At 61.1% G+C, this 12914-nt stretch carries 14 protein-coding genes and 3 pseudogenes; 8 read left to right on the top strand and 9 right to left on the bottom strand.

The window, feature by feature from the left end:
- Positions 1-188 precede the first annotated feature (188 nt).
- From LH400_RS18420 to LH400_RS18405, 4 genes and pseudogenes are all read right to left on the bottom strand, one after another.
- Positions 189-527 (bottom strand): BrnA antitoxin family protein, encoded by a 339-nt coding sequence (locus tag LH400_RS18420; protein ID WP_229154567.1) that lies wholly within the window; start codon positions 525-527, stop codon positions 189-191.
- The gene (locus tag LH400_RS18415) at positions 487-717 is read right to left on the bottom strand and encodes a BrnT family toxin (protein ID WP_370638429.1); all 231 of its coding nucleotides are present in this window, start codon (positions 715-717) and stop codon (positions 487-489) included. The genes LH400_RS18420 and LH400_RS18415 overlap by 41 nt, the downstream gene beginning before the upstream one ends.
- A gap of 318 nt (positions 718-1035) precedes the next feature.
- A pseudogene (locus tag LH400_RS18410) lies at positions 1036-1143 on the bottom strand (ATP-binding protein); the annotation flags it as partial.
- Position 1144: 1 nt separating this feature from the next.
- Positions 1145-1639 (bottom strand): hypothetical protein, encoded by a 495-nt coding sequence (locus tag LH400_RS18405; RefSeq protein ID WP_229154605.1) that lies wholly within the window; start codon positions 1637-1639, stop codon positions 1145-1147.
- 59 nt (positions 1640-1698) lie between these two features.
- On the opposite strand from LH400_RS18405, the gene LH400_RS26415 reads away from it, so the two are divergent.
- Positions 1699-2037 carry a DNA methyltransferase gene (locus LH400_RS26415; protein ID WP_229154566.1) on the top strand — a complete coding sequence of 113 codons (339 nt, stop codon included), beginning with the start codon at positions 1699-1701 and terminating at the stop codon, positions 2035-2037.
- Positions 2038-2136: 99 nt separating this feature from the next.
- Here LH400_RS26415 and LH400_RS18395 read toward each other — a convergent pair.
- Together LH400_RS18395 and LH400_RS18390 are read right to left on the bottom strand one after the other, a co-directional pair.
- Positions 2137-2388 (bottom strand): annotated as a pseudogene (locus LH400_RS18395) (type II toxin-antitoxin system RelE/ParE family toxin); the annotation flags it as partial.
- Positions 2385-2648, bottom strand: a complete 264-nt coding sequence (locus tag LH400_RS18390; RefSeq protein WP_229154564.1) for a type II toxin-antitoxin system ParD family antitoxin — start codon at positions 2646-2648, stop codon at positions 2385-2387. The gene LH400_RS18390 and the pseudogene LH400_RS18395, both read right to left, overlap by 4 nt.
- 355 nt (positions 2649-3003) lie before the next feature.
- On the opposite strand from LH400_RS18390, the pseudogene LH400_RS18385 reads away from it, so the two are divergent.
- From LH400_RS18385 to LH400_RS26410, 3 genes and pseudogenes are all read left to right on the top strand, one after another.
- Positions 3004-3294: pseudogene (locus LH400_RS18385) on the top strand (ribbon-helix-helix domain-containing protein).
- Positions 3281-3502 (top strand): type II toxin-antitoxin system RelE/ParE family toxin, encoded by a 222-nt coding sequence (locus LH400_RS18380; protein ID WP_370638428.1) that lies wholly within the window; start codon positions 3281-3283, stop codon positions 3500-3502. The pseudogene LH400_RS18385 and the gene LH400_RS18380 overlap by 14 nt, the downstream one beginning before the upstream one ends.
- Positions 3478-3618, top strand: coding sequence for a hypothetical protein (locus LH400_RS26410; RefSeq protein WP_370638431.1), 141 nt, complete (start codon positions 3478-3480; stop codon positions 3616-3618). Before LH400_RS18380 ends, LH400_RS26410 begins: the two co-directional genes overlap by 25 nt.
- Before the next feature lie 76 nt (positions 3619-3694).
- Here the strand turns inward: LH400_RS26410 and LH400_RS18375 are convergent, their stop codons facing one another.
- On the bottom strand, positions 3695-5122 hold the full coding sequence (locus LH400_RS18375) for a diguanylate cyclase domain-containing protein (RefSeq protein ID WP_229154561.1): 1428 nt from the start codon (positions 5120-5122) through the stop codon (positions 3695-3697).
- Positions 5123-6672: 1550 nt separating this feature from the next.
- On the opposite strand from LH400_RS18375, the gene LH400_RS18370 reads away from it, so the two are divergent.
- Both LH400_RS18370 and LH400_RS18365 read left to right on the top strand, forming a co-directional pair.
- Positions 6673-6963 (top strand): hypothetical protein, encoded by a 291-nt coding sequence (locus LH400_RS18370; RefSeq protein WP_229154560.1) that lies wholly within the window; start codon positions 6673-6675, stop codon positions 6961-6963.
- Between the two features lie 265 nt (positions 6964-7228).
- Positions 7229-8224: a KpsF/GutQ family sugar-phosphate isomerase gene (locus LH400_RS18365; RefSeq protein WP_255617910.1), complete on the top strand. Its 996-nt coding sequence runs from the start codon at positions 7229-7231 to the stop codon at positions 8222-8224.
- Between the two features lie 143 nt (positions 8225-8367).
- Here LH400_RS18365 and LH400_RS18360 read toward each other — a convergent pair whose 3' ends face one another.
- Positions 8368-9069: a methyltransferase domain-containing protein gene (locus LH400_RS18360; protein ID WP_229154559.1), complete on the bottom strand. Its 702-nt coding sequence runs from the start codon at positions 9067-9069 to the stop codon at positions 8368-8370.
- 453 nt (positions 9070-9522) lie between these two features.
- Positions 9523-10215, bottom strand: coding sequence for a glycosyltransferase family protein (locus tag LH400_RS18355; protein ID WP_229154558.1), 693 nt, complete (start codon positions 10213-10215; stop codon positions 9523-9525).
- Between the two features lie 202 nt (positions 10216-10417).
- Between LH400_RS18355 and LH400_RS18350 the strand changes: the two genes are divergently transcribed.
- Together LH400_RS18350 and LH400_RS18345 are read left to right on the top strand one after the other, a co-directional pair.
- Positions 10418-11386 carry a rhamnan synthesis F family protein gene (locus tag LH400_RS18350; protein WP_229154557.1) on the top strand — a complete coding sequence of 323 codons (969 nt, stop codon included), beginning with the start codon at positions 10418-10420 and terminating at the stop codon, positions 11384-11386.
- A gap of 560 nt (positions 11387-11946) precedes the next feature.
- A complete protein-coding gene (locus LH400_RS18345; protein ID WP_229154556.1) occupies positions 11947-12804 on the top strand; it encodes a replication initiation protein in 858 nt (285 codons plus the stop codon).
- Positions 12805-12914 lie beyond the last annotated feature (110 nt).

Here is a 12914-nt window from a genome sequence, read left to right as displayed (position 1 = left end):
ACTGGCACGTCGATAGCAGATCTACGACGCGCATGATCGCCTTCGCGCCGAAGCGCGGCATGATCCGATCGGCTTTCGCCACCACCTTCCTCGCCGCCGCCCTATTGGGCGGGGGCTACAGCCTCAGCGGCGCAATGGGAGGACACGGTCCTTCCAAGATCCCCGAAAGCCCGTCTTATCAGGCCTATTCAAGCACGCTTTCTCACGGGCCGGTGCAGCGTCATGGCGGACCTTGCACGGCGAGGCCGCCTTCGAACCTTCGGCGGTGCAATGACCATCTTCAGGGCGTCGTTGATCCTGGTCTGCCAGCCATCGCCAGTCTGCCGGAAATGCTCGAGGATCTCGGCGTCGAGGCGAAGCGTGATGGCTTCCTTCGGCCTCTTCTTCCCCGGCCCGCGCTGGCCAGGCAACCGCTTGACCACGCCGCCCTCGTGAAGGGTCGCACCTTCGAACCAGTCATCGGTCAGTTCCGGGGCGTCGTCCGGATCAGTCCAAGTAGGCTTCGTATCGATCTTGCTCGCGGTCATTGGCCTTCCTCATCGAAATCACATGCCGGGCGTCGTCCCGTTGCGTCCAAACCACGACGACCATCCGTGCGGCCAGGCGGCCGATGGTGATGATCCGCTCCTCGCCGTAGTCCTGGCGATCATCAATGCGATCGAACGTCGCTCCGGCGCACCTCCTCCGCGTCGGCGAAATCGAGATCGCGTTTTTCAAGGGTCCGCTCTCGCTTTGCCGGGTCAAAGGTAATCCGCATAGCTTAACGTAACTACGAAAAACGAGGATCGCAAGGCGTCCGCGGGTGCCGTATCTGCTTACGCCGTATGTCGGAGTAACGGGGGCGTTGGCGGGTTTGGCTCTAGGCGCATCAGTAGCAGCGCCTAACGATAATCCCTGATGTCAAATCGCGTCGGACCGTGTCCCCCGGTTTCGCTTTGAATGTTGACCCCTGCGGCGACGCCTGCGCCGACGTGCAAAGGGGCCCGATCGGGCCCCTTTGCACGTCGTTGATTTAATTGTGGCGACCAGTGAGGATCAACTCCGGTTTTTGAACCGCCAACTCGTATTGCCGGTTTCGACGATGTCGCAGTGATGGGTCAGCCGGTCGAGCATGGCAGTGGTCATCTTGGCGTCCCCGAAGATTTCATGATGCCTCCTTCTTCGATCGTCTCCTGCGTGCGCTTCCGGCGCGCAGAGTCGCGATTTCATCGTCCGAAAGCCCGATCTGCCAAGGTTGTCCCTTGACGAGCTGGCGGCCCGTTAACCGTTCCCGTCGAAGATATTTGAAGACGGTCTGCGGCGTGACGCCCAAGGCAGTCGCCGCGCCCTGGACCGAATAGCTGCCGTCGGGCCAGAGCGCGGGATTAGCAGCGATCCCGTTGATCTTGACCGTCGGGATCCCCCAGCGCTTGCGCAGCAGCCAGACGTTCTCACCCCTGAACTGGCAGCCGCGGGCTGCCGGCCAACCAACTCGGTGGACTTCATCCTTACCGATCCGCCCTACGTGGTGCGCTACCGCTCGCGCGACGGCGAGCGTCTCATCGGCGACAGCACGGTGGACTGGCTCGAGCCGGCCTACCGGGCGATGCACCGGGTGCTGCGCGACGACAGCCTGTGCCTCAGCTTCTACGGCTGGCACCACCTGGTCGAGTTCGCCCTGGCCTGGAAGCGGGCGGGTTTCAGCCGGTTGGGCACCTGGTGTTCCCGAAGCGCTACGCCTCCTCCCGCCGCTACCTGCCGCACAGCCACGAGCAGGCGGTGTTGCTGGCCAAAGGGCGTCCGCCCCTGCCCCGGCTGTCCGGCTCGGATGTCTGCCCCTGGGCCTATACCGGCAATCGCCGGCATCCAACCGAGAAGGCGGTGACGTTGCTCGCCGCGCAGATCGAAACGTTCTGCCCCGCCGGCGGGCTGGTGCTGGACCCGTTCTGCGGCTCGGGCTCGACGCTGCGCGCGGCGCAGTCGGTCGGCCGGTCCTATCTCGGTATCGAGTTGGACGCGCGGCATTACGAAACCGCGATACGGCGCATTCTGATGTGAGCGGTCGCGGTCCCCTTCCCCGCCCTTGGCGGGGATTTCTTTGCTGTGGCGGCCCTTATTTGAATTCGGCGGCCTCGACGTCTGATAGCCGCTAAGGACGCGGACCAGCACCAGTTCCTCGGCCTGCGGCCGGTAGAACACGACGTAATTGCCGACCGGAAAGCTGCGCAGCTCCGGCGCGACCTCCGGCCGGGCGCGTCCGGCATGCGGGTTGCCGGCCAGCATCTGCAAAACGTCCTCGATGCGATCGAGAAGCCGGTCAGCCGCCGTCTCGTTATCGTCGGCGATGTAGCACCAGATGTCGATGAGATCGGCGGCGGCCCGCGGCCGCCGCGTAATGCGCAGGCTCAAGAAGCAGCTTTCCGGTCGGTTCTCCGGCGCTGCGCGGCGGCCTTGATCGCCGCCATGTCGAGATCCTTGGCCGGGCCACTGGCTTCGCCCTCGTCGATCAGCTGGCGCAGCGCAGCGAGCTTGGCCTCGCGCAGTTGCTCGCGTTCCTCGACCAGACGCAGGCCGTCGCGGACGACCTCGCTGGCGGTGGCATAACGGCCGCTTTCCACCATGCTCTGCAGCATGCGCTCGTAATGTTCGCCAATCGTGACACTGGCCATCTCGCGCCTCCTGATGTGATTTTATAGTATTTTATGACATTTGGCGTGAGGAAAATCTGACTGAAGAGATGCTCCGGCTCACCAAAGAAATTCCCTCGCAGTCACCGAGCCATCCCCGGCGAGCCTCGCACGGGCCACCGGCGCCGCAAGCCCCGGCCTACGGCCGCCTGGCGGTTACAGGGCTTGCGGCCCCGGCTTGAACCCGTGCGGCTCTTGCCCCGCGCTGGCGGCTCCGAGGTAATCCAGCCAGGCGGGCGACACTGCGGCGGTGGCCGCGACGAGAACAGACAAGGAACACTGGCGTCAGGTCGGATTTTATCCTACTCTATAAGGGAGAAACGAAAGGGTCCGTCCGATGCAATCCGCCGAGAAGGTTAGCATCACCATGCCGCCGGAGATGATGCGTCTCATCCGCGAGAGTGTGGAAGCCGGTGAGTTCGGCTCGACCAGCGAGGCGATGCGCGACGCCGTGCGTGTGTAGCAGCGCCAGCGGCTGGAGCAAGCGGAGCGGCTTGCGGCGATCCGCGCCCGCATCCGGCGCTCGCTCGACGATCCGCGGCCGAGCTTCTCGGCTGAGGACGCCGAAGCCGAAATGAACCGCTTCATGGACGAACAGGAGAAAGCCGCGCGCGATGAAGCGCGTTAGGGTCATTTATCACCCTGAGGCCCTTGCCGATCGACAGCAAATCTACCGTGACGTCTTCGCCGCCAGTCAGAGCCTCACCATTGCGCGCGGCTTTGTGAACCGGATCACCGCCTGTTGCCAGCGGATTGGTGACGTGCCTCCTGGCGGCCGTCCCCGCGACGATCTCGAGACGGGCTTCGCACCGTGCCGTTCGAGAAGAGCGCCGTGATCGCCTACCAGATCACCAAGACCGTGGAGATCACCAACGTCTTCGCCTGGGGCAAGGACTACGAAGCGCTGTATCATCCCGGCGAACAGGCGGACGACGAGTCCCAGGACTCCTAAGGTGCGCTAATTCAAGCCTGTCAGCCTGACCGTGCAGTCCGTCGGGCGCATCAACCCTACATCTGCATCGGTTCTCCTATGCAGGCGCCAGCCTATGCGGCGTCGGTCGCTCGGTACGTTCTTCAAAGATCGCGTAGCCGCCGCGGCCGGAATTCTTGACCCGGTAGAGCGCCACGTCTGCCCGGCGGACGAGGTCCAGCTGCGTCAGCGTGTCCTGGAAGGCGATAGCGACACCGATTGAAATGCCGATGAACACCTGCTGTTGGGCCACTTCGAAGGGGTTCTGGATAGCCTCAACGATGCACCGTGAGAGGATCTCGATCTCGGTGCGGTCCGCGGCGAAGTCCCGCAGGACGGCAAACTCATCGCCGCCCAGGCGCGCGACCATGTCCTCCTGCCGGACCAGCGTAACCAGCCTCGCAGCCACCTGTCGGATAAGCTCGTCACCCGCCTGATGACCGAGGGTGTCGTTGACGTCCTTGAACCGGTCGAGGTCGAGATAGAGCACCGCGAAGCTTCGCCTCGTCTGCTCGAATTCCCGGATGCGATCTTCCAGACGGTTCTCAAAGGCAAAGCGGTTGGCAAGCCCAGTCAGCGGATCATGGTGCGCCATGTACTCGATCTGCCTTTGCGAGCTGACGAGCTTGCTTGTGGTGCGATAGAGCCGGAACAGGAGAAGCCCGGCAAGCATCAAAATCACCATCCCGGCCGCGACCAGGATCGGCATCATCCGATCGAAGACTTTCGTGCCAGGCTGCTGAACCGTCCAGACGAGATAGCCGAGATCGGCACCATTGGCCGCCAGAGGAAACGCCGCCTCATGGCCCCCAATCCGGCCCGTCCAGGAGAACCGCGGCTTTTGGATCAGGAAGTCCGCCGCCAGCTTTGCCAGGAAGGGACCGTCCAGAAATTCGACGGCCAGATGCACCGGTTCCTCGCCCGCCACCTGCAAGATGTTGCCTGTGTCCGAGAGGATAGCCGCGGCGCTCACTACGGCCGGTCGATTTTCCAAAAGGACGTAACGCCTGACGAACGTCGGCGCATCATCGAGAGAAGCTGCAGCCTTCCTGAGTTGCCGGAGCTGCGTCACGATCGGATCCAGCAAACCGGCATGCGAGAAATAGGAATCCGGCCGCGACCGGCTGCCGCCGATCATCGCGTAGATAGAACGGTCTTCACCATTCAGGATGAAGACCCGGTCGATGCCGAAATAGACGTGCATCCAGATGCCGAGATTTGCATCGAGCCAATCTGGATCTTGTGCGTCGCGCACCTCATTAACGGCGTCGTCCCATGTGGTGGAAGTCTGCTGGTTCCTCGTCACGTCGGCGATCCGCTGATCGAGCAGTCGTCTAACCAGAACGGTTTCCCGCTGGACGGACTCGGCATCCGTCTCCCCGGCCGACCAATAGGCGGTAAAGGCGACGAAGGTACCGGTTAGCATCAGCAAGCCGAGAACCGGCAGGAAAAATGCGGCCGTCAACCGCGTGACCCGAATATCCATGCCGCCTCACCTTGTGCACCGGTGAAAATCTACGGTGCATTTGATGCCAAAGGGTTAGCAGACCCTGCGCCCCGATCCATCACCTCGCTTGCAGTATGCAAATATGACCAATGTCCACTGCCTCGGAGCGTTCTGGTAAATGATGCGCCAGAAGCCGTCTTGCTGACCTCACCTTCTATGACGACGTGGTTACGGATCACGTACTTCATGAATGATATGATTAGCTATCCGCACACGCTTAAGCAAAAAGTGATCTCCGCTGGCCTTTCAGCAGGTAGACAGCCTTTCGCGAAGCTGAACGGTTGCGCGCGATATGAATTCTTTTAAAGACTGAATCGGAATGTCGCAGTAGATCTCACCGCCAGCGATTGCAGAGGGAGGGACTCAAGTGGAAATCGAGAGCAGGAATCTGACTGCTGACATCGCTTCTGCCTGGCGCGAGCGTCAGGTGTGGCTGGAAGGGCGAGCCGCGCGCCGTGAAAACGACACGCTCGCCACTAATCCCTATCCTCGTGGCTCGCCAAACCATCAGCTATGGATCGAAGGCTACACATCTGGTGAAAGCTCGTCGCGGGCCTCGTGGTGCTGGTCATAGTCGCAGGGTTCATCAGCCGAATGTCGCCGCGAGAAATATGACCAAAAGCACCACGATCACGACGACGCACACCACCAACCCGATCCAGACGGCGTCTTCGTCCTCTTGTGGCGGGGGCCGACCGAACAACATCCGGAAGATATAAGCGCAAACACGAAAAAAGCCTGCTGCTTGACGAGGGATCGACGGGCGAGAACCCGCTATGCATCGACTTGCCGCAGGGGACCGCCAACGCCACGGCGCGCCTTTCGCTTGGTTCTCGTCGCTGAGGAGCCACACGGTGTCGGTTCCGGCACAATGCCGACCCCGTTCTGGCTCTGGCCAGCGCTCCTCGCTATCATGCTCGACGGCAGGCCCACAATCGAGCAGACGCACAATACAACGCAGACGGTCGCCGGGCGGAACAGCAACGGTAAAGGTGCTGTTCGACTGACGCCGCCTTCTCTCCGACCGCAGCGTGGAAGCTGTCACCGTGACAAGCGAAAAAGATCCGCCCACTTCCGAACTTCGTATCGCATAACTTGAAAGGCTTCATTGGCTTGTCGCACAACTACGTGGCGCAGACGACCATCAAAGCTATAGCTGTCAATGATCAGCGCAAGCGAAACCAAAAAAGCAACGAGAGACTTACTCATAGGAAGAAGTGTCTCTGCGAGATTTTTACAGACGGATAATATTAAGTCTAATTATTTATTCAATACTTCTGGATTTGTGTGCATTCGATCAGGCGTCGGACATGGTCACAGCCAAGATGCGGTTGCGTATCCTCGCGACGGCCAGGGACAGTAGGCCGTCGCGAGGGTTCCGCTGCGTGCACGATACCGCGTGCTCTTGACGGCACTCCGGCACGAGATGTTTCTCCGGAACGTCTTAAGGGTATGTTGCCGCCGTTACATGTTGCGGCTTGAAAGTGATTTGTAAAAGCCGAATCCTCCTTCCAAAACAGGAGGTCATCGTGGAGCTGATACAGTCTGTCATTGAAGAGCTAGGCATCAACCTCGCCTGCGCCGGCATCCGGAGCGGAGACGAGGTCAAGATCGAGCTCTGGACCTCAGACGGCCAATTTATCGATGACACGGGCAAGGGCGTGAAGGTCACGTTCTCATTGCGTCGCTTCAAAGCTATGGCGGCCGCAGACCTATATCGCGACGACGACCCTCCGTCGGACAGCTGGCTTGAGACGGCGGCGGTTGACGCGCCGCCGACGGAGTCACGCTGTTCAGACTGGGGCAGGCCTCGACGCTAAAACTTCCGTCACGCTGAAATCCCACATCTACCGCGAAGACTTCATCCGATACCCTGCGCTCTCGCGCAAAATCGGCGACGGGATGATCAAGGGCGGACTGTTGCTAATCAGCTACAACCTCAAGCAAATTTAAGCCAGTGCAACGGCATCAAGCTGTATCGACGTGTCGGTCATGTTTCGGTCGGAGAAGGCAGCTTAGCAGTTGCGAAGCATGGGCGCTGCGCGACAAACCGGACATCGCCCTAAACAAAGATGAGGAAGTGCGATGCGAACGGTCGAGCGTGTGAACCTGACCTCGAGCGAGGGATCACTTTCGGCGGTTCGTACCATCGAGACCGAAGCGGATGGACTAAAAGCGCTGGCGGCGTCCCTCAAAACGGACATGGCGGCTTCCTTCGATCGGGCGCTTGACCTGATCGCCGCCGTCAAAGGCCGTATCATCGTGACCGGTGTCGGGAAGAGCGGCCACATCGGGACGAAGATCGCGGCGACCTTTGCCTCAACCGGGACGCCCGCCTTCTTCGTCCATCCTTCCGAAGCCAACCATGGCGATCTCGGCATGATTGGCCGCGATGACGCCATTCTCGCCATGTCCTGGTCAGGCGAAACCGCCGAGCTCAAGGGGATCGTTGCCTATTCTCGGCGCTTCCGCATTCCGCTGGTCGCCGTCACGTCGCGCCCGGACTCGACCTTAGCGCGCGAGGCGGACGAGCGGCTGATCCTCCCGCGCGTCGCCGAAGCCTGCCCGCACGGCCTTGCCCCCACGACCTCGACCACGCTTCAGGTCGCGCTGGGCGACGCTCTGGCGGTTGCGCTTCTTGAGCGCCGCGGCTTCACCCCCGGCGACTTTCGCATCTTTCATCCTGGCGGCCAGCTCGGCGCGAGCCTCACCCATATCGGCGATATCATGCATACCGGTAAGGAGTTGCCGGTCGTCTCGAGCGGCACCACGATGTCCGAGGCGATCCTGATCATGACGCGCAAAGGCTTCGGCTGCGTCGCCGTCGTCGATCATAACGACCACCTCATCGGCATCGTTACTGACGGCGACCTGCGCCGTAATCTGCGCAACGACCTCATGGCCAGAAGCGTCGACGAGGTCATGAGCCGCGATCCGAAGACGATCGAGCCGGAAACGCTGGCGATGAAGGCGCTCGATCTTATCAACAGCCTAAGCATCACTGCCCTCGTCGTGGTCCGCGACAAGCGCCCCGTCGGCATTGTCAGGCTGCACGATCTTCTGCGGATCGGAGTCGCTTAAATGTCCGGGATGGACATCCTCCGAACCTACTAAATTCGCGGCGCGCTTCCGCGCATCAAAAGCTGTGCCAGCTGTTGCCATGACATCGTAGGATGTCATCTTAGCTGAACTACGGCTCCCGTCGCATCGGACGTTTATGACAGTCATTCTCCGTGGAGGAAGCGGCCCTCCTTTTCGAGCTGAAAGCCGGACTTGAAGGTGCTCGCATCCGGAAGCCGGAATGGCACGAATGTGCCGTGCTTGCGCAGGACGAAATCGAACGAGATCCTGTAGGGATACGTGTCCAGATGTTCGAGCTCTGCCAAGTCGCGCCAGTGCTCTTCGTAGAGCTGCCTCACCAGGGCCGGCGTGCAGTTCCATTTGTGGCCGAGCGTGTTTCGGTCGAACCGCGCGTCCCAGGTGTAGTGCCAGTCCGGCAAGACGATGCCGAGACCGCCACCCGGCTTCAGAAGTGACAGCCAGTAGCGCACCAGCGACACCGGATCGCCGATATGCTCCAGCATGTGCAGGGCGACGATGTAGTCCAGACTCCCCTCCTTGAACGGCAGGTCGTCCGGCGCCGACAGGAGGGCGTTTTCCGACAGATGGGGATGGGAGCCTGCGATCTGGTCCGCCGGCGGCTTGCGCATGATGTCGACGGGCACGATCGCCGGATGGATCGTGCGGTTGCCGCAGCCGATATTGAGACCGTTCAGCTCGCCGAGATCGTAGCCTCTCGGAAGCGCGCGGAGTGCTGCCTCCTCCTCGGCCGCCTGGGCCGCCGGCACCTCGTCCCCGAAATAGAGGACCATCGTCTTGAACTTGCGGGCGAACTCCTCCCGCTCGGAAAGCGTGAGATCCTGCATCAACGCCACATTGGCAGGACTCCCGGGATCGCGGCGGCTCCATCGCGCCGCCCGCTCTTCGTCCGTTAGGCGCTGAGCCCGAGGAGCTTCCGCGGTTGAAGCCACGTCTTGCGTTTGTGAGGCTGGCGGGAGCACGGGTTTCCAGCGGAGCTTCTGCCGCAGAAAATTCCGCATTCGGAACGAAATTCGCCTCAACAAAATAATAATCCAACATCAAGTCCGACGTCTTTTTCATCGGACTTGATGAATATATCAGTCATCTGACATTGATCCCCGCAAGCAGCGCCTTGCCATTAGATCGTCTTCATCCGATGACCTAGAGACATACCGTGCTATAAGCATAATCATCATAGGATGATCAGCGCATTTCCTTTTGAATCTGGCATCACTCGAGGCCAAATCGCTTTTGGAATCGGTATCAGCTGACCTCATTCATCTCTAATGGATTCACGTTCAGCTCTCGCGCTGCTGAACGAACAGCGTACGCTCGCGCGCGGCAAACCATTCTTCTGCATAATCGTCGTCGCGATATTCAGTGAAATACGGACCGCCATCGGTGAAATGGACATTCTTGGCTTCCGGATCGTGGTCGTATTCGTTGACGAGCCAGTTCCAGGCCGCCGGGATCTCCCCGATCCGTCCGTCGTCCCCAAGCCATTTGAACTGGTGCAGCTCGAGCCCGGTGGCCGAATTGACATAGTCCGGCGTCAGGGCCCGGCATTCGGCATTGTTGAACAGGATGACGCTCGACCAGTTCTTCTTTTCGTACTTGGTCTGGGTCTGCCCGAGGAACTTGGTCTCGATCTTCGGCGTGTAGTCGTGCTTGACGACCTGCACCGCGTAACGCTCGTCGCGCAGCGCCCAAAGCTCAGCGATGTCGGCGCGCATGAGCATGTCGCAGTCCATGAACAGGCTCCAGCCGGAAAAGTCGCTGAGATAGGGGGTCAGGAAGCGCGAGAAGGAGAATTCGGTCGATTGCAGCTGATTGCGCTCACGGGTAAACAGGCCTTCGAGGGTCGGCAGGGCGATCGGTATGAAGGCCACCGGCATGGTCGCGCGCTCGAGAATGCTCTGCGCGAGCACGTGGTAGGCAATCACTTCCTTGCTGTCGAATCCGACGAAAATCCGTGCGACGTTCTGCATCATTTAAACCCTAAAGACAGATCCCGGCTCGCGGACCTCATACACCGGCGCGCCCGGCGGGACAAACAGTCGCGCTGTGGCCGGAATGACTGGCTTGTGCAAGGGATGCAGCGTCTGCCTTTGCCTGGCGCAACGGCTGAGGACGCGCTGCGCGCCGCCCGCAGCGACGAGTGGCCGCTATGACCCCAGAGAGGAACCGCCGCCGATGGCCAGTCTCGACGGATCGCCCGCCCCCGCCGCGCTATCTTCCGCGCCGGTCGCCGTCTTCGTCCATGTCTATTACGAAGATGTCTGGGCGGAGCTTGCGGACGTCATTTCCCATGCACTGAGACATCCGTTCCACCTCGTCCTCACCACGCCGCATGACGGCGCCGCGCCGAAGATCCCTGACAGCCCGTTCCTCCTGTCGCACCGCATCCTCGCCTGTCCCAATCGCGGCCGAGACATTCTGCCCTTCCTCGAAGCCCTCCGCCTGCCGATCGACTTCGCGGTCGGCCTCAAGCTTCACACCAAGCGCTCCGACCACCGGCTGGAGGGCGCGCACTGGGGCCGCGCACTGCCCCGAGCGCTGCTTCCCGATCCGCCCACGGTCGCGCGCCTCATCGCGGCGATGACGGCCGATACGCGCCTGAAGATCGTCGCCCCCCGCGGCATGCTGGTGTCGCTCGATCGATGGATCGGGCGCAATCTCAGGCCGATGCGGCAGGTCGCCGAGCGCCTTCGCTTTGATCTGCCAGCGGCGCGGCAGCGTACTCCGGTATTCTGCGCCGGCTCGATGTTCTGGTTTCGCCGTGACGCCTTGCGCCGGTTCGAGGGCACCGACCTAACCGACCTCTTCGCGCCGGAGGCCGGCCAGGCAGACGGGACCGCAGCGCATGCCTGCGAGCGCCTATTCGCCCTCGTCGCAGAGGCTGAGGACGGGGTGGTGCTGACCATGGACGATGTCGGCGTGCTGGATCCGGCGCAAACGCTTGATGCGCTCCGAATGAGCGCCCGCGCCCGCGCGGACGAACACGGCACCTTCCTTCGCCAGCCCCCGCTTCTGGCGCGCTGGGCTTTGGCTCTGCCGGGACTGCGGCGGCTCTACCAGGCGTTTCCGACCGGACTGCGTCGAGCGATCCGGCGCGGCGCCGGCGGCGGCCGACACAGTGCCGCGCGCCCGCCACATCTATGAGACATTCGGGGAGGTTTCGGCATGAGCCGGAAGACCGGGGCCGCACCACGCCGCGTCTCGAGCCCGACACCGCATGAGCAATCCTGTTCGGCGCGAGCGCGGCGGATCCCTGCCCCGCTACGCTTCCCGAATCCGCCGCCGGATGGCGACCGACCCGCTTTCTTCCCCGAAAGCCTCACTTTATCCCCCGAAAGCCTCACCTTTCGCCCCGAAAACCTCATCGTAACCGGTCGAAATTCCCCGGAAACCTCACCGGAGTCCCCGATTTTCTCATAGTTGGAGGTCATTTCTTGTTAAGGATCAACCGCTTGGCAGAGGTGAATCTTGAACTAAGAGAATATATGAATCTAGAAGCGGCAGATCAGAGCCAACAGCTTTCACCGCCATTGCCTCGACTTATCTCACAAGGCGCCAAAAAGGACTCTAGCATCGACCGCATAACCGGAAAAATGAGGTTATCGGGCACAAATTAAGCAAATCGCCTAACGAACAAGTATGAGAAGTCCGGGCAATGAAATATGAGAGGTTGGCTTTTCATTTTTCATTCGTATGATGGATGAATGTCGAAAGCTCTTGTCCTCACTCTGACAATCACGCCGAAGGACCGCGAGGCTGTCAAGCCGGCGGAATTGATCCAGGTTACCGGCCATCACGAGCTGACTCTGAACGCCCGCCGGGCAATCACCATCCTCTGGCACAACGCGCATATGCAGGGTGTCGAAGACGGCAAGGATTACACGATCGAAATCGACGTCCTGAAGCCGGACGGACACAAAGGCTACGAGATGGTTGAGGAGGCGATTGAAGCGCTGATGCGCACGATCCTCACCGTCAAGCACATGGACGGCAAGACCCGACGCGTGCAGTTCCTCGGCGGCAACGATCTCGACGACCCTGACCGCCCCGCCGGGATACTGACCTACAGTTTCGACAAGCGTCTGATCGAGGTCCTGCGAGAATCGCAGATCTGGGGCCGCATCGCTATTCCTGTCCTGATGGCTTTTACTTCGCGATACTCTGTATCGCTCTATGAAAACCTCGCACAGTTCGTCAATCTCGAATACAAGACCAGTGCGGAATACTCGCTTGCCGACTTCCGATTGATGATGGGCGTGCCGCCGAGCCGCTACAAATCTTTCGGTGAATTCAACAAGCACGTCCTCAAACCGGCTGTCGCGGAGATCAACGGGCTCGCCCCTTTCGGCGTCAGCGTCCTGCCGATCAAGGAAGGCAAGAAGGTGGTCAGGATCGGGCTCGGTTGGTGGAAGAAGAGCGAGGCGGAACTGCGCGAGGCCTATGCCGAGGCGCAGCGGCCGAAGGTCGGACGGCGCGCCCGCATCACCGGAACCGCCGAATATGTCACGCCCCCGATGCCCTCACAGGACCGCTTGCGCCGGCTCGCCCCGAAAACCTCATAGAAGATCAGCCCCCCCGAAGACCTCATTCTTGCATGAACTGCATACCGTGCGGGCGGACCAGACGACCTCTCCGTCCAAAAGATCAGGCGAAAGCCGCACCACAAAGCTTT

The sequence above is a fragment of the Jiella soli genome (assembly GCF_020615385.1).
Lineage (GTDB): Bacteria > Pseudomonadota > Alphaproteobacteria > Rhizobiales > Rhizobiaceae > VKMB-3413.
The sequence above is the reverse complement of the archived record's forward strand: the minus strand, read 5'-3'. Positions and strand labels throughout refer to the sequence as shown.